The following is an 18,087-nucleotide window of genomic DNA, read 5'->3' as shown; positions in this document are numbered from 1 at the left end:
GCGCGTGTCAGTAGGTGAATCCGAGCGGCGGCGCATCGCCGCGCAGCAGATGCGCGCCGATGGCCTTGCTGCGGTAGACGATGGGGTCGTGCAGGCTGATCGTGCGGGCATTGCGCCAGTGCCGGTCGAAGTTGTGGCGCTTGAGCGCGGTCGACGTGCCGCCCACATCGAACAGCTTTTGTGCGATCAGCAACGCGGCCTGTTCGGTGGCGAGCTGCGCGTGCGCGGTCTGGACGGCTGTGTCGACCAGCACTGCTTCGAGCGCTTGCGCCGGCAGGTCGGCGTACTGGGCGTGCGAGGCTTGCGTCAGCGCGTCGGCGGCATGATGCAGCACCAGCTGCGCTGCGAGCGCAGCCGTCGACAGTTCGCCGACCAGTGCCTGCACATAGGGGTCCAGCGTGACATGCTCGACGCCCGTGGTGCGCGAAGGCCGTGCGCCATCGCGTGCCCAGTCGCGCGCATCGTCGAGCGCGGCATGGGCGATGCCTGACTTCAGCGCGGCAAACAGGATTTGCGCGCCGGAACTCGTATAGTGGCGACGCTCCATCCAGTCGCCGACGACGATGATCTCGTCCGGGTTCACGCGCACGTTCTCGAAGATCGTCGTGCCGCTGCCGGTGACGCGCTGACCGAGCCCGTCCCAGTCGTCGACGCGCGTGATGCCGTCACGATCCGTCGGCAACACCGCATACACGATGCGGTCGCGCTCGTCGCGCACGGTGGCGAACACCACATCCGCGAAGAGCGTGGGCGTGCTGTAGAACTTCCGGCCGGTGAGGCGATAGCCGCCCTGCTCGGGCACGAGCCGAATGGTGATTTCGCCGGATCGGGCGCTGCCCCTTTCGGTGGACGCATTGCCGATCAGCGCGCCGTCCCGCACACGCCGCCACAGACGCTGGCCTAGCGCTTCGTCCGCCATCAGGCGCATGCGTTCCAGATACACATAGTGCGGGACGAGCAATTGCGCGACGTTCGAATCGCCGCGCGCCAGTTCCGCGATCACGCGTACCACATCGCCGTATTCGATCTCGTCGCCGCCGAGCGCCGCGGGCGTGCGCAGATTGAGCAGATCATGCTCCCGCAAGAGGGTGAGCGCGTCATGGGGAAGAATGCGCTGGGCGTCGCGCGACGCAGCGCTGCCGCGCAGCCGCAGCGCAAGCGTGCGGGCTCTGTCGAGCGCACGCCGGGCTCGATCGGACGGCGTGTCGATGGCTGCGGCGGCGCGCGTGATCGGCTTGAAGTCGGTTGTCATGTGGTGGGCTAGCGTTGACCCATGCGGGCGGGCCTCGATTCGGTCGACCGGCTTCAGCGGCCGGTTCAGCCGTTCATCCGAATGAGTGGAAAGAAAATTCCGCTTATTGGATAATTCTTCTCATTGTCGTGAGATTCATGGGGTCGTTCAACCATGTGTTTGTCATAACGAAACCAGCCATCCGGGATAGATGCCGTGTCGTCCGGATGTCGAAGACAGGTGAGAGACGAATGAGCGAAGAGAATGGTCTGACGGGAGAGACGCTTCGGCCGACGGAGGTCACGGCCGACCGCGCGAGCGCACGCAACACGGAAACCGGCTCACTCGCACGCGGGTTGCAGGTCATGAACGTGCTGCACGACGCGATGCGTGCGCTGGCCCATGCGGAGGTTGCAGACGCAGCGGGTCTTCCTGCGAGCACCGCCTATCGGTTGTTGCAGACGCTGGTGGAGCATGGCCAGGTCGAGCGAACGCGCAGCGGCCGTTATCGGCCATCCGCGCGAAGCCTTCTGCCGCTGGTCATGGACCATCCGCTCAATACGTTGCGGCGCGACTCGATGAGCTTGTTGCGCGGACTGTGCGACCGGCACGGACCGTCCGCGAGCCTGATCCTTTTTTTCGGGGAGGAGCGCGCCATGCTGGAATCGGCGCCGGGAAGATACAGCGTGACGCCGTACTACGACACCCACCTCAGCGCGCCTTATCACACGACCGTATCGGGCAAGTTGCTTCTGGCCCATCTGTCACCGTCCGAACGTGAGGCCCTTCTGAGCAGGGGACACTTGAGCGCGCGAACGCACGATTCGATCACCGATCCGTTGCAGTTCGAGGAAGAGTTGCAGAGGGTGCTCGCAGACGGCTTCGCCACCAATCAGCACGAGAACGTGATCGGAATATGTGCCTGCGGGGCAGTCTTGAAATCATCGGCGTCCAAGGCGATAGGGGCTCTCGTCCTGTCCGGTCCGAGCGAGTATTTCAGTGCGGAAACGATGGAGGCGATGAAGCGAGATCTTCTCGAGAAGGCCAACATGCTCAGCCATACATCGCTCGCGCTGCGTGCGGTGGCGCGATTCCTGGAATGAGCGCTGAGTGCGCGGCCGCCCCGACTCGTCAGGTCACGCACGTAGCGCATGCTTGCACGCGTTCGCATGAGATCCTGATGGCCCGGGCCCGGACGGCTCCGTCGCCCTGCGAGTCTAGACGAGCAACCCATCGATCGCTTCCTTGAGCAAACCGGCTTTGCCGCTGTGCATTTGCTTGACGAAAATTTCGGCAATGCCTTTCGTCGGAATGCTCGCCTCGATCCGGCGCAAGTCCTTCAGCGGCATCCAGCTGCATCGGACGATCTCGTTCGCAGGCACGGGTTCGCTCTCGCTACTGATGCTGGCGATAAAAACGAAATGCCTCGTACGTAACCCGCGGAACTGGAACGCGTAGTGAACCCCGGTCGCTTCGAGGCCGGTTTCTTCCTTCAGCTCCCGAGAGGCGGCATCGGCGAGTTCCTCGCTCGTCTTCGCGCGTCCTCCCGGAAAGGCCCATCGACCCCGTGCGCGCGCGACCAGCAGGACGCGGCCGTCTCGTTCGACAATCACGGTTGCTCGTTGCTTCATTGGACTGGTCGTAGGGGCGGCCCGTCGTGCCGCCTGTTTTCCATTGCAGGCCGAACAGGCTGTGCGCAAGGATTGCCAGCCCGAATGGTAACGCTCCAATGGCCGTCCGACGATCGGGCGGCGCATGCGTGGACTCGGGCGGGCCGGCTCGGACGCGCTCGCTTCGAGGCGCCGTTCGTGGATAACCGAACACGAAGCGACGCTTCCCGGCACAGCGCGAGTGTCCGTATGCATCAGTCCTCGATGCGCACACCGATCTTCAACGTCACCTGCCAATGTTCAATCTTGCCGTTCTCAACCAATCCGCGCGTATCGGTGATCTGAAACCAGTGAATGTTGCGCAGCGTTTTCGATGCTTTCTCGAGTGCGACGCGAACGGCGTCATCGCTGGACGTCGGTGACGAGCCCGTCAGTTCAATTTGCTTGTATACGTGTTCCGACATGTTCTTCTCCGTTTGATGGAAGGCAATTCAGCGAGCCACGCAGCAAGGTGCGCGCCTGGCGCGAACGAGCAGAGCAGCCCGAAGCATCCGGCCAACTTGCCAGCGTCTCATGGTTCGAGCGCAACGTGAACCATCAAATCTGCATGTGCTTTCTCGATTTCCGCCTGTTTCATCGGAGGTCACGATGTCAAACTGTGAAGTCTCGTTCTGATTCTCTCCGCGATAATTTGCGCGAGGCGTGACGTCGTTCGTGACGGGCATTTTGGTTCTGGAATGGCTCACGCCCTGCAGTGCTCCGAAAGATGACCATGTAGTCGTGTCCCGATACAGGTGAGTTATGGCGACCGAATTCCGCGATCCAGAAGCAAGCATCGTCAACCGTTCCGAAACCGTGCGAGGGAATCTGCAGTTCATCCTGCGCTCTCACGAAAAGCCTTACACCTATGTGGGCGAGCCGCCCGACGGGGTGGCGCGCACCCGGGGGGAATACCAGAGCTACGAGGTTCAGGTGCAAAACGCACGGTCCATTGCGGACAGGCTGAGCCTCGATATCGAAGGTGTCGCGTGGGCGAGGCACAGGACCGCCGTGCGGGATTTCTGGGACGAGGCGCAGACCCTCGCGCTCGGGCATCCGGAAACGGCGCAACTGGTCAAGGACATCACGGGTGCATCGAGGGTGGTGGTGTTCGACCACACGCTGCGACGCCGTGAGGAAGGCACGGCGGATCGCACGTCGTACGCGCCGCGTCAGCCCGCCCAGCGGGTCCATGTCGACCAGACCGTGTCGTCCGGTCCCAAACGGGTGCGCGAAATCATGGGAGAGCAGGCCGAAGACCTTCTGCAACGCCGCGCCGCCATCATCAACGTCTGGCGCCCCATCGCCCATCCGGCGCGTGATTGGCCGCTGGCCATTGGCGATGCACGCACGATCGACCCGGGTGATCTGATCGCCTCGGATCTGATTTTTGCGGGGCGCACCGGCGAGACCTATGGCCTGGTGTTCAACCCGGCGCAACGCTGGTTATACCTCCCTGATTTGCAACCGGACGAAGTGATGCTGATCAAGTGCTGGGACTCGGACGTGTCGGTCGCGCGCTTTGCGCCGCATACGGGCTTCGCGGACCCGACCACGCCCGCCGGCACGCCGCCCCGGCAGAGCATCGAATTTCGCACGATTGCGTTCTTCGATTGACATCAAGGCGCCAGGTGTCGTTCGCCAAAAAATTTCAAAGGACACACGCTCATGATCGACGTGCATTACTGGCCGACGCCGAATGGCAAGAAGGTGACTATCCTGCTCGAAGAACTGGACGTTCCCTACAGGATCGTCCCGGTGAACATCGGACGGGGTGATCAGTTCAAGGATGATTTCCTCGCCATCAGTCCGAACAACCGTATGCCCGCCATCGTCGATACGGCACCCCGCTCCGGTGGCGCTCCGGTCAGCGTGTTCGAGAGTGGCGCCATCCTGCTGTATCTGGCCGAAAAAGAGCAGCGCTTCTGGCGGCAGGACGATGTGCACGCCAGATATGAAGTCGTCCAATGGGTGTTCTGGCAAATGGCGAATCAGGGACCCAAGTTCGGCGAACGCGGTCACTTTTCGCGCTTGCCCGACAGCGCGGGGGATCAGACCTACGCGAAACGTCGCTTCGACGACGAGGTGCATCGCCTCTACGGCGTGTTGAATAACCGGCTTTACGACCGCCGGTACATCGCTGGAGACGAGTACACGGTGACGGACATCGCGTCCTATCCCTGGACGGTCTCGTGGCAGCAACAAGGTATCGACCTGACGGAATTCCCCCATTTCAGGCGTTGGTTCGATGAGCTATCCGAACGGCCGGCGGTGCGGCGAGGTCTGGCGGTGACTGCCGGCGAGCCTGAGGATCCGGCCAGCATTACGCCGGAGGAACAGGAGCGGCGTCGCAAGATTCTCTACAACCAGCGTGCTCGTCCCGCGCCCTCCGTCGAAACAGGCGGGCGTCTCGAGCAGTGAGTTGCCCGATCGATGGAACCGGCCGAGTAATAGGGTGACGCATCGACGGCGCGCATCCGCGTGCTCAACACCGATGCACGGACCGGACGCCTGCCACCCGTCGCGACCTGGCCGATCGGAATATGCATTCTCGGAACGCTCGGTTGGCCGGCGCGCGGCTGGCTGCTAGATTGTGCTCACGGTCAGCAACTGTTCACGCCGGGGCGTGCAGCGATGGAGTCAGACAATTTGATTGCCGCGAAAATCGACACCGCCCATGAAGTCGGTGGTCAGACGCGCTCCGCCGAAACCCGGAGTGCAACGTTCGTCCCGGCGCTGATCGTCTTCGGTCTGGCGGCGCTGATCGTCTGCGCGGAAACGGGATGGCGTCATCAAGGTCCGCCGCGAGGCAGTTCGTTGTGGACGCATCGCGTGGTGATCCGCGCGGGACTCGACGCAGCCGATGCACGGCGGTTCGTCCATAAGGAAGCGGGAGATCGCGCCGGCGGGTTCGCGCCCGCGGCGGGCGATGACTGTCTCTACCTCGACGACAGCGCCTGGGTATGGCATGAGCCGGTGACCGGCGATGTGCTCGTGCCGGTATTCTGTCCCGCTCACGGGGCCGGGTGGGCCTCGCTGGATTTCCTCGCAAAGAACCGGGCGCCGTCCGGAGGATAGGCACGTAGCGTTCGTCCCGTCGTCAATGCATATCTGGCGTCTGAAGCGGGTGCGCAATCCGGATGTCGTGTGCATCGAGCGACTGGAGCACTTCCTGCACGATGCCCAGCGTGATGGACTGGTCGTGTTGCTCGCAGGGCTGCGGCCTGAATTCCTCAGCTTGCTGAAACGCTTGGGCTTCCCGGACTGGTATCCGGCGGACCGGTTCTTTCCTGAAGAGGACGAGACGTGGTCCGCCACGGTGCGGGCCGTGCGCCGAGCCTACGCGCTGCTCGGCGACGACAACGCCTGCCCGCATTGCGCAGGACGAGCCGAAGCGGGCCGCTCGGCCGACCTGTATTACCTGGTTTGAGGGCGTGCCCGTTCATGAGGAGCGCGGCCCGTCGCGGGATGACGCGGAGGGATCCCCACAAGCGAATGCGTGCGCAGAGGCGAGAACCCCGGCGCGCTCAGTCACGTCAACACCGACGCGGTCGGCGACCCGCGAGCATGCGTGCCGTGTCATTCAAAGAGGGCTTTGAGGATTTTTTTGGGATTGCCCGGCAATGCGGCGCATCCGGGCTGAACCCCGTTCGATGAGGATAAGAGATGTCTGAGTGGATTTCACTGACGGCGCGCGACGGGCGCAACTATGAAGCGTATCTGGCCGTGCCTGACGAGACTCGTTCGAATGCGAACGGGCGCGGCCTGATCATCTTGCCGGAGGTGTACAACGTCAATGCCTTCGCGCGCGCCGTTGCGCTGCGTCATGCAGCGTCGGGTTATACGGTGCTGGTGCCCGATCTTTTCTGGCGGCAGTCGCCGGGCCGGCACTACGAGTACGATCAGCCGGACGCGGCGCGGGAGCAGGGCGCATCGGTCGATACGAATGCGGTGGTCTCGGATGTCGGCGTGGCGGCGGACGCCTTGCGCGACCGGTTGGGCCCGGCGGCCGCGGTCGGCGTGATCGGCTATTGCCTGGGCGGCCGGCTGGCGGCGCTCGCCGGCACGCGCGAATCCGTCGAAGCTGTCGTGTCCTACTACGGTGTCGGCCTCGACGCCCATCTGGATGAACTCGCCGGTGCGAGGACGCCCTCACTCTATCTGTTCGGTGAGACCGATCCTTGGGTGCCGTCGGCCGTGGTCGACGCCATTCAGACATGCGCATCGGACAATGGCAGGCTCGAAGTCGAAGCGTATGCGGGCGCGGGCCACGGTTTCGACCGCCGGGGCTTCCCTCCCTATCACCGGTCCGCCGCGGAGGCCGCGCAAGCGCGCGTAGCGGCCTTCTTCGATCTTCACCTGCGATGAAATCCAGATCGATGATGAGTCTGACGCCGTCGGGGACCACGACCCGGCGGCGAGATGGAGCGCCTCCGCGACATGGCGCGTCCAGCGAGGCCGACCTTCAATGAAGACGCGCATCATTTGGTTATTCGAGCGCGCATCGAAAGCAAAGCGAATTAACGCATTTTGCCGACGGCATTGCTTTGCCTAGAATGAGCCGCTCTGCGCGGGTCTGATCGTGTCGATCCTTCTGCGCACCGCGCGCCAGGCGCGTGCGTACTCTTCACGTCAACCCGAATGACACATCCCTCGATCGTCGTAATGCACCGCCGTTCATGCCCTTCACATCAGACAGCGATGCGCCCGGCAAACAGTAGAAAAGGGCAGTCATGATTCGCTATCTGTTGCGTCGCGTCGGGCAGGGCTGCATCACGGTCCTCGTGGTCATCGCGATGATCTTCGTCGTGGTGCGCGCCATCGGCGATCCCACTCATTTGATGCTGCCGCCGGAAGCCACCGAGGCCGACCGTCAGGTGTTGCGCGAGCAGATGGGTCTCGACAAGCCCATGCCCGTGCAGTTCGTCCGCTTTCTCGCGCAGTTGTCACACGGCGACCTGGGCAATTCATACCGGTTTTCGCGGCCTGCACTGGCCGTGGTCTGGCAGGCCGCGTGGCCGACGCTTCAGCTTGCTCTCGCCGCGCTGGCCTTTGCCCTGCTGATCGGCCTGCCGCTGGGCATCGTCTCTGCAACACGGCCCGGGGGCATCGCCGACCGCCTGGGCTCCGTGGTCAGCGCGATCGGACAGGTCGTGCCGCCGTTCCTGTTCGGGCTGCTCTTCGTCAAACTGTTCGCGCTGCGTCTTCACTGGCTCCCGACGAGCGGTTACGGCAGCGTACGTTATCTGATCCTGCCCGCGCTGGCGCTCGGCTGGTATGTGGCCGCGGGCGTGCTGCGTCTGACGCGGGCCAGCATGGCGACCGCCCTGGAAGGCGACTATGTGCGCTTTGCGCGCCTGAAAGGCATGCCTGAACACGTGGTGGTGTTGCGCCATGCGTGGCGCAACGCACTGCTTCCGGTGCTCACGTTCCTGTCGATGCAGTTTGGCGTGCTGATGGGCGGGGCGGTTTCCGTCGAAGTGGTGTTCGGCTGGCCGGGTCTCGGCCAGCTGCTCTACGACTCCATCAACAATCTCGACTACACCGTGGTTCAGGCGGCCGTCGCCTTCGCCGCCGTGCTCTTCGCCACGCTCAATCTGGTGGTCGATCTGTTCTATGCCGTTCTGGACCCGAGGATTCGCTATGCATGACGTTCCACAGGCCGGGGATGCAACGGGATTCCGGCGCTGGCCGGCGCCGCCTGCCGCGGGCGCGAACGTGCCGGCCGCCCGGCCTCGTCGGCAACGCCACTGGCGGTCGTGGCTGGCCGGGGGAACGCTGGGGCTGATCGTCTGCGCAGCGCTGCTCGCGCCATGGCTGGTCAGCGCCGATCCGACCGCCGTCTCGCTGTCCGACGTGCTGAGCGCACCCGGGCGCGCTCACTGGTTCGGCACCGACCAGATCGGCCGGGACGTGCTGTCACGTACGGTGTACGGCGCGCGCGTGTCGCTCTTCGTCGCGCTGGCGTCGATCGCGCTTGCGGGCGGTGTCGGGGCCTTGCTGGGTCTTGCGGCGGGTTACGCCGGCGGCGCGCTGGACGCGATCGTCATGCGCATCGCCGACATCCAGCTGGCGGTCCCCGCGCTGATTCTCGCGATGGTCGTGGCGGGCGCGGTGGGTGTGACGCTGCCGAATCTGATCGTGCTGCTGGCGCTGGCTCACTGGGCGCGGTTTGCGCGGGTGCTGCGCGGCGAAGCGCTGACCCTGCGGCAACGCGACTTCGTGTTGCTGGCGCGGCTGGCAGGCGTCTCCCGGATAGCGGTGCTGTGCCGGCACATCGCCCCCAATGTGGCGGGCGTCTTCGTCGTACTGGCGACGCTGGATATTGGCAGCGTGATCATCCTCGAATCGACCCTGAGCTTTCTGGGACTCGGGATCCAGCCGCCGCTCGCGTCCTGGGGCGCAATGATCGCCGACGGGCGCGGCGTGCTCGATACCGCCTGGTGGATTTCGCTCGCGCCCGGCCTGGCGCTGGCACTCACCGTGCTCGCCGCCAACCGCCTCGGCGACTCATTGCGGGATCGTCTGTTGCCCGGCAACCGTGCGGTCATCTGATGGAAGGCGCACGCATGGATAACCTGCTCGACATTCGCGGCCTGACCACACAGTTCGCCAGTCCCGAAGGCGTGGTGACGGCCGTGGATGGCGTCGATCTTTCGGTGATACGGGGCCGCGCGCTGGCGCTCGTCGGCGAGTCCGGCTCGGGCAAGAGCGTCACCTGCGCGTCGATCGTCGGGCTGCCGCCCGCCGGCGCGAAAATCGTGGCGGGCGAGGTGCGCTTCAATGGCGTCGATCTGATGAAGGAGCGGCCCGCGGCGCTCTCCGCGCTGCGCGGGCGACGCATCGGCATGGTATTGCAGAACGCAATGACCGCGTTGAATCCTGTCCTGACCGTCGGCGCGCAACTGGCCGAAACATTCAGGCGGCATCGCGGCGTGCGTCGGCGCGCAGAACTTCGGCGCCTGTCGATCGAGGCGCTCGAGGCGGTCGGCATTTCCGGCGCTGCGGAGCGACTGGGCAGTTATCCGTTCCAGCTGAGCGGAGGCATGCGGCAACGCGTGTGCATTGCGATCGCGGTGGCCTGCGAGCCGGAACTGCTGTTGTGCGACGAACCCACTACGGCGCTCGATGTCACCGTGCAGTTGCAGATCCTCCAGCTGCTGCGCAACCTCCAGCGCCAGCGCGCCATGACCGTGATTTTCGTCACCCATGATCTGCACGTCGCGAGCAGGTTTTGCGACGATGTTGCGGTCATGTATGCGGGCCGTATCGTCGAACGCGGGCCGATCGGGCGCGTCTTCGCGGAACCGGCTCACCCGTACACCGAAGGGCTGCTGCGTGCGACGCCGAGCCTCGAGACGATCAACGGACGTCTGGCAACCCTGCCGGGACAGGTCCCGGCGGGGCCGGCGACACCACCCGGATGCCGCTTCGCCGAGCGGTGCAGCGAGGCGCATGAACAGTGTCGGTCCGCGTATCCCGACTGGTTCGGCTGGGACGATGCCGGGGCACGGTCCGCCGCGTGCTGGAACGTGCCGCGGCGCGTCCACCTGCACGCGAGCGGCACCGGTCCGGAGTCCGCGCGCGCTTCCCGCAGGACGCCGGCATGAGCGACGATCTGATCCGCGTCGTCGATGTGCATCGCCGCTACCCGGTGCGGCGGGGCTGGCTTGGCCGCACACGCGCGTTGAGCGCCGTATCGGGTGTCTCGTTCAGCGTCGCGCATGGCGAGACGTATGGACTGGTCGGCGAATCCGGTTCGGGGAAAAGCACCATCGCCAGACTCGTGCTGGCCGCCGAGCGTCCATCGAGTGGTGAGGTTCGGGTCGCGGGCATCCCGGTGAGTGAACTGCGCGGATCCGCTGAAAAGAAGCTGCGCCGTCTGCTTCAGCCGGTCTTGCAGGATCCGTATGGCGCGCTGAGCCCGCTGATGTCGGTCGCGAAGATCGTCGCCGAACCGCTGCGCGCACATGGCATGCATCAGGGCGAGGCCCAGGGCCGCGCCGTCGATGCCTTGCTGGCAAGCGTGGGACTGCCGCCTGCCATCGGCAAGCGTCTGCCGCATCAACTGAGCGGCGGCCAGCGTCAGCGCGTGGCGATTGCGCGGGCGCTGGCGCTTGAGCCACGCGCGATCGTGCTCGATGAACCCGTCTCCGCGCTCGATGTGTCGGTGCAGGGCCAGGTGCTCAATCTGCTGAAAGACCTGCAGGCGGCGCGGGGACTGAGTTATCTGCTGATCTCGCATGATCTCGCGGTGGTGGCCTACATGGCCCATCGCATCGGCGTGCTGTACCTCGGCCAGTTCATGGAAGAAGGCACGCGCGACGATGTCATTCGCCAGGCCCGTCATCCCTATACGCAGGTGCTGATTGCTTCGGGCGCGGCGCAGATCGATGCCCCGGCGGCCCGGGGCGAGATTCCGTCGCCTCTCGATCTGCCGGCCGGGTGCCCGTTCCAGGCGCGCTGCCCGTACGCGCTGCAGCGCTGCCGCGACGAACTCCCGGCATTGCGGGCGATCTCGGCGACGCACCGCATTGCCTGTCATGTCGACCTTCCTGCGGTGGACGCTTCCTCGTCCTCCGCTCCGTCCCGTCCCACCCTGCAAACCGGAGTCCGGTGATGTCGAAGCCCATCCGCATCAACGCTTTCGTGCTCGCCGCGCCATCGCATCTTTCCGCGGGCCTGTGGCGGCATCCTCGCGATCGTTCGGTCGACTATCACACGCTCGACTATTGGACCGACCTTGCCCGCATTGCCGAGCGCGGTCTGTTCGACGGCATCTTCCTGGCGGACGGCATCAGCCTCTACGACGTCTATCAGGGCAGCAGCGATCCCGCACTGCGCCTGGGCGTGCAGTTTCCCCGGCTTGATCCGTTGCTGCTCATATCGGCCATGGCCGCCGTGACGGAGCACGTCGGCTTTGGCGTGACGAGCAGCGTGACCTACGAGCCGCCGTACCTGTTCGCGCGGCGCATGAATACGCTCGATCATCTGACGAAGGGACGCGTCGGGTGGAACGTGGTCACGAGCTTCGGCGACAGCGGCACGCGTGCACTGAACGGCGAGCCGGCGCGGCCTCACGATACCCGCTACGCGTTGGCGGACGAGTACATGGAACTCGTCTACAAGCTCTGGGAAGGCAGTTGGGAAGACGGCGCCGCGCGCCGCGACAAGGCGGCGAGCGTGTTCGTGGAGCCGTCGAAAGTGCACGCCATCGATCACCAGGGCGAGTATTTCCGGAGTCAGGGCCTGTTCATCGGCGAGCCTTCGCCGCAGCGCACGCCGGTGCTGTATCAGGCCGGCGCGTCAGGGCGAGGAAGAACCTTCGCCGCACAGCACGCCGAATGCGTGTTCGTGAGCGGACCGAGCCGGCGGGTCGTGCGCGATATCGTGCAGGACATCCGCGCGCGGGCTGTCGAGGCAGGCCGGCAAGCCGACGACATCCAGTTCTTCGCATCGCTTGCCGTGATCGTCGCACCGACTCGCGACGAGGCGCAGGCGAAACATCGCGACTATCTGGCGCACGCCAGTCTCGAAGGGACCGCCACGCTGCTGTCGCGCTGGACCGGCATCGACTTCTCGACCTATGGACTGGACGACGTGCTCAGGCACGTCCATACCGAAGGCATGCAGTCCGCGATCGAACGCTATACGAACGACCCCGACCGCCAATGGACGCTGCGCGACGTGCTGGAGCGGGCGGCCATCGGCGGGGGCGGGGCGTTCGCCGTCGGCTCGCCGGAAGAGATCGCCGACGAGATGCAGGCGTGGGTCGAAGAAACCGGTATCGACGGATTCAATCTCGGTTACGTGCTGGCGCACGAGAGCTTCACCGATTTCGCAGATCTGGTGGTGCCGGAGTTACAGCGCCGTGGCGTGTACAAGCGCGTCTATGCCCCGGGCACCCTGCGCGAGAAGCTGTTCGACGGCGCGCCGACGCTGCCCGCATCTCATCCCGCAAGACAGGCGCGTTTCTGGGACGAATCGGCCCATGAAACCCACGCTGCAACCTGACCAGGCCGCGAAGAAAAAAAGAACCTGGGAGCCGGCTCGCGCCGGCAAGCCTTTTTCACCACTCGCAACGGAACCCACTCATGGTTTTACATTTCACCGCCGCGCACGCGCGCCGTGCGCTGGCATCGGCCGTCCTGCTCGCAGGACTTTTCCACGGCATGAGCGCGGCCTGCGCCGCGGGCGGAAAGCCTGCGGTCGACCGGCAGACGCTGGTGGTCGTCTTGTCTTCCGAGCCCGGCAATCTCGATCCGCAGGTCGCACCCAGCGTGGACTCCGCCAAGTTCGCGTGGAACGTGTTCGACACCCTGTATGGTTTCGATCGCACCGGACAACTGGTGCCGCGCCTGGCGACTGCGTACAAGCAAAGTGACGACGGCCTGACGTGGACCTTCACGCTGCGCTCGGGCGTGACGTTCCAGAACGGCGATCCGTTCACCGCGAAAGACGTGAAGTATTCGCTCGAACGTGTGCTCGATCCCGCGACCCGCAGCACGCGGCGCCCCTATTTCATCAATACGGTCGAGTCGGTCAGCGCGCCGGACGATCGTACGGTCGTCTTCAGGCTCGCCAGGCGGGACGGGGCGTTCCTCAACAAGATCGCGGGCTATCTCTACATCGTGCCGCAGAAGTACACGCAGTCGCTGCCGAATCCGGAGGCGTTCGCGCTCGCTCCTGTCGGGACCGGGCCGTATCGCGTCGCCTCGCGTACCGTCGGGCAGTCGCTGGTGCTTCAGCGCTACGATGGCTTCTGGGGCGCCAGGCCGGCGATTGCGACGATCCGGTATCGGTTTATCGGCGAACCGGCCAGCCGGGTCAACGCGGTCGTCAATGGCGAGGCGGACGTGGCTGCGGAAGTCAGCGCCAACGACGCCGAGCGCCTGCGCGCCGACAACCAGGTATCCGTGATTTCAGTTCCCGGCGGCAGTCCGCTGCACGTGCGCATCTACTCGAACGATCCGAAGACGCCGCTCAGCAAGCGCGATGTTCGTCTTGCACTGAATTACGCCATCGACCGTGACGCGATCATCAAGAGCGTGTTCCGTGGCGCAGCCGCGCCGCTCGCGTCGACGATACCGTCGAGTTATCCCTACGGCAGCAACCCCGACCTGAAGCCATTCCCGTATGACCCGGCCAAGGCGCGGCAGCTGCTCGCGCAGGCGGGCTATCCCAAGGGCTTCGATACCAGCCTCTATTGCGCCGCCGCCTTTCCCCGCACGCTGTGCGAAGCGGTCGCGGCCTACTGGTCGCAGATCGGTGTACGGGCCCAGGTCAAGGTGATCGATTACGTCGCCTTCAATCGCATCAACAACGTGCATCAGAGCGGCCCGCTGGCGTTCTCGGAGTTCGGCAACGCCATCTACGATCCCATTCATGTGATCGGCGGGTCGGTGTCGAAGACAGGCACGTGGTCCGATTACAGCAACCCTCAGGTACAGGCGCTCATCGATCAGGTCGAGGGTGAGTCGGACCGGAGCAAGCGAGATGCGCTGTTTCGCCAGATTCTCGCGCTCACGCGCGACGATGGACAAGCGGTGCTGATCGCCGAGTTGAAGCTGAACTATGTACAGGATCCATCACTCAACTGGCAACCGCAATCGGCGGGATGGAATCTCGATTTCCGCTCGGCGACGTGGAAGTGACAGGCTGAGCGCGTCGTGTCAGGACTTGCAGGCGGCGTTCAAGACGCCGTTCAGCAAGACATTCGGGCCGCGCCAGACTGGCGCGGTGCGATGGCCCATGTTGCGTGGGGTCAGGCCGTGGCGATCCGGCAGGGAGGAAGCGGCATGTTCTCGCCGTCGATGAACGCTGCCGCGCAGCGGACGGCGAACCGGCAGGCGCCTTGACTATTGGCGAAGACGCCGAGATCGCCCAAGGAAGTGGCTTCACCGTCTTCCTCGAGAATCGAGGCGCGCGCGATGAACAGGTTGCCCAGGCGAACCGCGGAGGCCTGGATCGCAGCGCCGTTATGGTAGGAAATCATCGATGAGCACCTGCGTTGACGTGAGATCAATGAGCCGGGGCAGGATGCGCCCCAGTCTCCCGGACGGGTGAACGGGCTGATGCGCTCGTCGTTCACCACAAGTCTCCATCCTAGTCGGCTTCGTCGCCGGGTTGAACGTAGATATGATGCATTGCATATCTCTTGTTTCGCCGGGTGCCCGGATGCGACCGCGACCGCGTGCTCACAGGAACGGCTTGTCTCCATTGATGGTCACGCGATATCCCGAACGCACCTCCGGGTAGTAGTCCCACACCGCAAGATGCTGCACCGCGCGGTTGTCCCAGAAGGCTATCGAGTCCGGCTCCCAGCGAAAGCGCACCTGAAATTCGGGTGAGGCAAAGCGCTCGAACAGCAGCCGCAGGATGCCGTCGCTTTCGGCGGCAGGCACATTGTCGATGTGCGTGGTGAAGTTCGAGTTCACGAACACGCCCTTGCGGCCCGTCTCGGGGTGCGTGCGCACCACGGGATGTGACGCTTTGGGAAAGCGCTTGCCGGTATCGTCGATACCGCGCAGCCGGTTGCGCTGCCGATAGGTTGGCTCGCCATCGTGCGTCGCCGTCAGGCCTTCGAGATACCTGCGCAGACCGGGCGACAGTGACTCATACACCGCGTAGGAGCTTGAAAAGAGGGTATCGCCGCCATGCGAAGGCAGGGTGTGCAAATGCAGGATGCTGCCCATCGGCGGAGCTTCGTCGCAGGAGACGTCGCTGTGCCAGCGGTCGCCGGCCACCCGCTTCGTGCCGGCATCGCTATGGATGGTGAGAATCTCCGGATAGCCGTCCGGCCCGGGACTGTTCGGGTGGATATGCAGCGAGCCGAAGTGCCGGCCGAACGCAAGGTGCTGATCGAGCGTGATGGGCTGATCGCGAAGGAAGATCACCTGGTGCGCCAGCAGCGCACGGCGCACGTCCGCCACTTGCTGCGGTACGAGCGGCTGCGTCAGATCGATGCCGCCGATCAACGCGCCGATATGCCGCGTGAGCGGTTGCACGGAGATGGTTTCGTACGTGGTATCAAGCATGACGGTGCTCCTCGTTTGATTTGCGTGGTCGGGATCGTGCGAACCGGGCTTGAAAGGAAAACCCGCGCTGTACGGCTGCTCCAGCCTGATGACCGCCGTACGGCCGTCAGGCGTCTCGATCCGATGCAGAGCCGACAAGGCGGCAAACACCCGATGATGACGTGCGCACCCGAAAAACCTAAACGAGTAAAAGGAATGTCGATATCAATCGGCAGCAGATGTGGTTTGCATCGGTTCTGATGAAGAAGCCTGCGGAGAGGGCATTACGGAACGACGGGTTCATACGAAGACGCCGGTGCGCGATGACGATCATCGCGCACCGGTTGCGTGTCTTTTCAACGTCCGGACATGGATGCCGCCGGACTGCATGAGGGCGAGCTCGCCCGAGATAGCGTCTATTGCTCGTCCTGAGGGACACTCCACTCAAGCGGTCGGTTCCTCCCGCATCGGCAAGCTGTCGTCCGATCCCCACTCGCCGAGCGACGCGTCGTAAAGCCAGACGTCCTTGTAACCGAGCTTGGTCAGCGCGAACACGTCGAGGCTCGCCGAGACCCCGCCGCCGCAATAGGCAATGACCCGTTGCGAAGGCTCGATCCCCGCTGATCCGAACACGGCCTGCAATGCCGCATCATCGAGCAGGCAACCGGTGGCGGCGTCGAGCAGCGAACCGGCCGGGACGTTGATGCTGCTTTCGATATGCCCGCGCCGTCCCTTGCGCGGCGCTTCTTCTCCGCTGTATTGCGTGGGCCTCAGCGCATTGACGATGCGCGTGTGCGGCGTACCGATCGCGCTCAGCACGTCATCACGCCCGGCGACGAGCGGGCGCGGCGGCGAGGCCACGAAGCGCCCTGGCGCGGCCGGCGCGGAAGGTCCCGCTTCGAGGGCACGTCCCTCCGCCCGCCACCTGGCGAGGCCGCCATCGAGGATGTGAGCATTGTCGAAGCCATAGACGCGCAGCATCCACCAGACGCGTGTGGCCCACCAGATGTTGCTCGTGCTGTAGATGACGACGAGGCTGTCGTTCGACACGCCGAGTGTCGACATGGCCTGAGCAAATGCGTCGCGCGGCGGCAGCATCAGATGCACTTGATGCGAGCGGTCGGAGAGATCAGCCTCGATGTCGATGAAACGCGCCCCAGGAATATGCGCGGCCTCGAAAGCATCACGCTCGGGATGCACGCGTTGCTGGATGACAGGATCGACCTGCATGGTTGCGCTGCAGTCGAACAGGCGCAGGTCGGGGCGGCCGAGGTGAGCGGCGAGCCACGCGGTATCGACAAGAAAGCCGGGCTCGCGATGACCTTGCGCGGTGGTTGAGTGGTGCTGCGAGTCGGACATGGACTACTCCGGAGAAGCGCCGGGAACCTCAGGCACTGGGCGCGAGACGCCGTTGCAGCCAGGCGATGAATTGATCCGCCAGATAGCCGACGATCATCGTCAGAATGACATAGGCATAGACCTGCGCGGACTGGAAATAGCGCTGCGCCTGCACGATGGCTTCGCCGAGCCCGCCGCCCGACACCATCTCGGCCGTGAACACGGTAATCAGCCCGACGGGAAATGCCACTCGCAAGCCGGTGATGAGCGACGGCACGCTGGCGGGCAGGATCACGCGGCGGAACAGTTCGTGGCGACGCGTGCCGAGCGCGAGCGCGGCCCAGCGCAGTTTCTGCGGCACCAGTGCGGCCCCGGACTGAGCGGCGAGCAAAAACGGAAAGACACAGGTGGCGAAGACGAGCACCACCTTCGACAAGTCCGCCACGCCGAACCAGACGGTGATGACCGGCACCAGCGCGATCTTCGGGAGCGGATAGCCGAAGGCAACATAGGGCTCGCACCACCAGCGCAGCCAGCGCACCTCGGCAATGGCGAAGCCGACCGGAATGCCAACCGCCGCGGCAAGCGCCACACCCAGGACCGCGCGGAGCACGCTGGTGCCGAGCGTGTCGGCGATGAGGGACGTCGTCACGATGCCGGTCAGCGCATCCCATACGGCGGGCAGCGGCGGCAGGAAAATCGCGCGCACCCAGCCGAGCGAGACGGCGAGTTGCCAGAGCGCCAGCACGCCGGCGATCGGCAGGGCGGTGAGGCAGGCGCGACGGATGAACTCGCCGATACGAGGCAAGGTCGGCGCGGAGGAGGACGTCAGGCGGAGCGAAGGCATGCAAAC

Annotated in this window: 19 protein-coding genes; 12 read left to right on the top strand and 7 right to left on the bottom strand. The window is 64.8% G+C overall.

Annotated elements, in window-relative coordinates; genetic code table 11:
• Nucleotides 1-7: 7 nt before the first annotated feature.
• Nucleotides 8-1,252, bottom strand: a complete 1,245-nt coding sequence (locus tag QCE83_RS17680) for an acyl-CoA dehydrogenase family protein (RefSeq protein WP_309813488.1) — start codon at nt 1,250-1,252, stop codon at nt 8-10.
• Nucleotides 1,253-1,482: 230 nt separating this feature from the next.
• Between QCE83_RS17680 and QCE83_RS17675 the strand changes: the two genes are divergently transcribed.
• Nucleotides 1,483-2,334 carry an IclR family transcriptional regulator gene (locus QCE83_RS17675; RefSeq protein WP_309813485.1) on the top strand — a complete coding sequence of 284 codons (852 nt, stop codon included), beginning with the start codon at nt 1,483-1,485 and terminating at the stop codon, nt 2,332-2,334.
• Between the two features lie 114 nt (nt 2,335-2,448).
• Here the strand turns inward: QCE83_RS17675 and QCE83_RS17670 are convergent, their stop codons facing one another.
• Both QCE83_RS17670 and QCE83_RS17665 read right to left on the bottom strand, forming a co-directional pair.
• The gene (locus QCE83_RS17670; protein ID WP_309813482.1) at nt 2,449-2,862 is read right to left on the bottom strand and encodes an NUDIX domain-containing protein; all 414 of its coding nucleotides are present in this window, start codon (nt 2,860-2,862) and stop codon (nt 2,449-2,451) included.
• Between the two features lie 233 nt (nt 2,863-3,095).
• Nucleotides 3,096-3,305 (bottom strand): dodecin, encoded by a 210-nt coding sequence (locus QCE83_RS17665; RefSeq protein WP_309813479.1) that lies wholly within the window; start codon nt 3,303-3,305, stop codon nt 3,096-3,098.
• 337 nt (nt 3,306-3,642) lie between these two features.
• Between QCE83_RS17665 and QCE83_RS17660 the strand changes: the two genes are divergently transcribed.
• The 11 genes from QCE83_RS17660 (at nt 3,643) to QCE83_RS17610 (ending at nt 14,534) form a co-directional block, all read left to right on the top strand.
• Nucleotides 3,643-4,497 carry a CmcJ/NvfI family oxidoreductase gene (locus QCE83_RS17660; protein ID WP_309813478.1) on the top strand — a complete coding sequence of 285 codons (855 nt, stop codon included), beginning with the start codon at nt 3,643-3,645 and terminating at the stop codon, nt 4,495-4,497.
• A 51-nt stretch (nt 4,498-4,548) separates the two neighbouring features.
• Nucleotides 4,549-5,301: a glutathione binding-like protein gene (locus QCE83_RS17655; protein ID WP_309813476.1), complete on the top strand. Its 753-nt coding sequence runs from the start codon at nt 4,549-4,551 to the stop codon at nt 5,299-5,301.
• A gap of 60 nt (nt 5,302-5,361) precedes the next feature.
• The gene (locus QCE83_RS17650; RefSeq protein ID WP_309813474.1) at nt 5,362-5,958 is read left to right on the top strand and encodes a hypothetical protein; all 597 of its coding nucleotides are present in this window, start codon (nt 5,362-5,364) and stop codon (nt 5,956-5,958) included.
• 25 nt (nt 5,959-5,983) lie between these two features.
• Nucleotides 5,984-6,310 carry an STAS domain-containing protein gene (locus QCE83_RS17645; RefSeq protein WP_309813472.1) on the top strand — a complete coding sequence of 109 codons (327 nt, stop codon included), beginning with the start codon at nt 5,984-5,986 and terminating at the stop codon, nt 6,308-6,310.
• 236 nt (nt 6,311-6,546) lie between these two features.
• Nucleotides 6,547-7,248 (top strand): dienelactone hydrolase family protein, encoded by a 702-nt coding sequence (locus tag QCE83_RS17640; protein ID WP_309813466.1) that lies wholly within the window; start codon nt 6,547-6,549, stop codon nt 7,246-7,248.
• Nucleotides 7,249-7,613: 365 nt separating this feature from the next.
• Nucleotides 7,614-8,531 carry an ABC transporter permease gene (locus QCE83_RS17635; protein WP_309813464.1) on the top strand — a complete coding sequence of 306 codons (918 nt, stop codon included), beginning with the start codon at nt 7,614-7,616 and terminating at the stop codon, nt 8,529-8,531.
• Nucleotides 8,524-9,435, top strand: coding sequence for an ABC transporter permease (locus tag QCE83_RS17630; protein WP_309813462.1), 912 nt, complete (start codon nt 8,524-8,526; stop codon nt 9,433-9,435). The genes QCE83_RS17635 and QCE83_RS17630 overlap by 8 nt, the downstream gene beginning before the upstream one ends.
• 14 nt (nt 9,436-9,449) lie before the next feature.
• Nucleotides 9,450-10,490, top strand: a complete 1,041-nt coding sequence (locus QCE83_RS17625) for an ABC transporter ATP-binding protein (RefSeq protein WP_309813459.1) — start codon at nt 9,450-9,452, stop codon at nt 10,488-10,490.
• Complete coding sequence (locus QCE83_RS17620; protein WP_309813456.1) at nt 10,487-11,500, top strand: ABC transporter ATP-binding protein; 1,014 nt, start codon at nt 10,487-10,489, stop codon at nt 11,498-11,500. The genes QCE83_RS17625 and QCE83_RS17620 overlap by 4 nt, the downstream gene beginning before the upstream one ends.
• The gene (locus tag QCE83_RS17615) at nt 11,500-12,894 is read left to right on the top strand and encodes an LLM class flavin-dependent oxidoreductase (RefSeq protein ID WP_309813453.1); all 1,395 of its coding nucleotides are present in this window, start codon (nt 11,500-11,502) and stop codon (nt 12,892-12,894) included. The genes QCE83_RS17620 and QCE83_RS17615 overlap by 1 nt, the downstream gene beginning before the upstream one ends.
• 80 nt (nt 12,895-12,974) lie before the next feature.
• The gene (locus tag QCE83_RS17610) at nt 12,975-14,534 is read left to right on the top strand and encodes an ABC transporter substrate-binding protein (protein ID WP_309813452.1); all 1,560 of its coding nucleotides are present in this window, start codon (nt 12,975-12,977) and stop codon (nt 14,532-14,534) included.
• A gap of 110 nt (nt 14,535-14,644) precedes the next feature.
• On the opposite strand, the gene QCE83_RS17605 is transcribed toward QCE83_RS17610, so the two are convergent.
• From QCE83_RS17605 to QCE83_RS17590, 4 genes are all read right to left on the bottom strand, one after another.
• The gene (locus QCE83_RS17605; RefSeq protein ID WP_309813449.1) at nt 14,645-14,971 is read right to left on the bottom strand and encodes a hypothetical protein; all 327 of its coding nucleotides are present in this window, start codon (nt 14,969-14,971) and stop codon (nt 14,645-14,647) included.
• Nucleotides 14,972-15,077: 106 nt separating this feature from the next.
• A complete protein-coding gene (locus tag QCE83_RS17600) occupies nt 15,078-15,917 on the bottom strand; it encodes a TauD/TfdA family dioxygenase (RefSeq protein ID WP_309813447.1) in 840 nt (279 codons plus the stop codon).
• A gap of 423 nt (nt 15,918-16,340) precedes the next feature.
• Entirely contained in the window at nt 16,341-17,255 is a 915-nt protein-coding gene (locus tag QCE83_RS17595) for a sulfurtransferase (protein ID WP_309813445.1), read from the bottom strand.
• Nucleotides 17,256-17,283: 28 nt separating this feature from the next.
• Nucleotides 17,284-18,081 (bottom strand): ABC transporter permease, encoded by a 798-nt coding sequence (locus QCE83_RS17590; RefSeq protein WP_309813439.1) that lies wholly within the window; start codon nt 18,079-18,081, stop codon nt 17,284-17,286.
• Nucleotides 18,082-18,087: the final 6 nt, after the last annotated feature.

The sequence above is a fragment of the Caballeronia sp. LZ034LL genome, from assembly GCF_031451215.1.
Lineage (GTDB): Bacteria > Pseudomonadota > Gammaproteobacteria > Burkholderiales > Burkholderiaceae > Caballeronia.
This window is presented reverse-complemented; position numbering and strand designations above follow the sequence as displayed.

Excerpts from the sequence above, each read along its gene's own strand:
- QCE83_RS17680 (WP_309813488.1), bottom strand. The coding sequence starts at position 1,252 with ATGACAACCGACTTCAAGCCGATCACGCGCGCCGCCGCAGCCATCGAC.
- QCE83_RS17675 (WP_309813485.1), top strand. The coding sequence starts at position 1,483 with ATGAGCGAAGAGAATGGTCTGACGGGAGAGACGCTTCGGCCGACGGAG.
- QCE83_RS17670 (WP_309813482.1), bottom strand. The coding sequence starts at position 2,862 with ATGAAGCAACGAGCAACCGTGATTGTCGAACGAGACGGCCGCGTCCTG.
- QCE83_RS17665 (WP_309813479.1), bottom strand. The coding sequence starts at position 3,305 with ATGTCGGAACACGTATACAAGCAAATTGAACTGACGGGCTCGTCACCG.
- QCE83_RS17660 (WP_309813478.1), top strand. The coding sequence starts at position 3,643 with ATGGCGACCGAATTCCGCGATCCAGAAGCAAGCATCGTCAACCGTTCC.
- QCE83_RS17655 (WP_309813476.1), top strand. The coding sequence starts at position 4,549 with ATGATCGACGTGCATTACTGGCCGACGCCGAATGGCAAGAAGGTGACT.
- QCE83_RS17645 (WP_309813472.1), top strand. The coding sequence starts at position 5,984 with ATGCATATCTGGCGTCTGAAGCGGGTGCGCAATCCGGATGTCGTGTGC.
- QCE83_RS17640 (WP_309813466.1), top strand. The coding sequence starts at position 6,547 with ATGTCTGAGTGGATTTCACTGACGGCGCGCGACGGGCGCAACTATGAA.
- QCE83_RS17635 (WP_309813464.1), top strand. The coding sequence starts at position 7,614 with ATGATTCGCTATCTGTTGCGTCGCGTCGGGCAGGGCTGCATCACGGTC.
- QCE83_RS17630 (WP_309813462.1), top strand. The coding sequence starts at position 8,524 with ATGCATGACGTTCCACAGGCCGGGGATGCAACGGGATTCCGGCGCTGG.
- QCE83_RS17625 (WP_309813459.1), top strand. The coding sequence starts at position 9,450 with ATGGATAACCTGCTCGACATTCGCGGCCTGACCACACAGTTCGCCAGT.
- QCE83_RS17620 (WP_309813456.1), top strand. The coding sequence starts at position 10,487 with ATGAGCGACGATCTGATCCGCGTCGTCGATGTGCATCGCCGCTACCCG.
- QCE83_RS17615 (WP_309813453.1), top strand. The coding sequence starts at position 11,500 with ATGTCGAAGCCCATCCGCATCAACGCTTTCGTGCTCGCCGCGCCATCG.
- QCE83_RS17610 (WP_309813452.1), top strand. The coding sequence starts at position 12,975 with ATGGTTTTACATTTCACCGCCGCGCACGCGCGCCGTGCGCTGGCATCG.
- QCE83_RS17600 (WP_309813447.1), bottom strand. The coding sequence starts at position 15,917 with ATGCTTGATACCACGTACGAAACCATCTCCGTGCAACCGCTCACGCGG.
- QCE83_RS17595 (WP_309813445.1), bottom strand. The coding sequence starts at position 17,255 with ATGTCCGACTCGCAGCACCACTCAACCACCGCGCAAGGTCATCGCGAG.
- QCE83_RS17590 (WP_309813439.1), bottom strand. The coding sequence starts at position 18,081 with ATGCCTTCGCTCCGCCTGACGTCCTCCTCCGCGCCGACCTTGCCTCGT.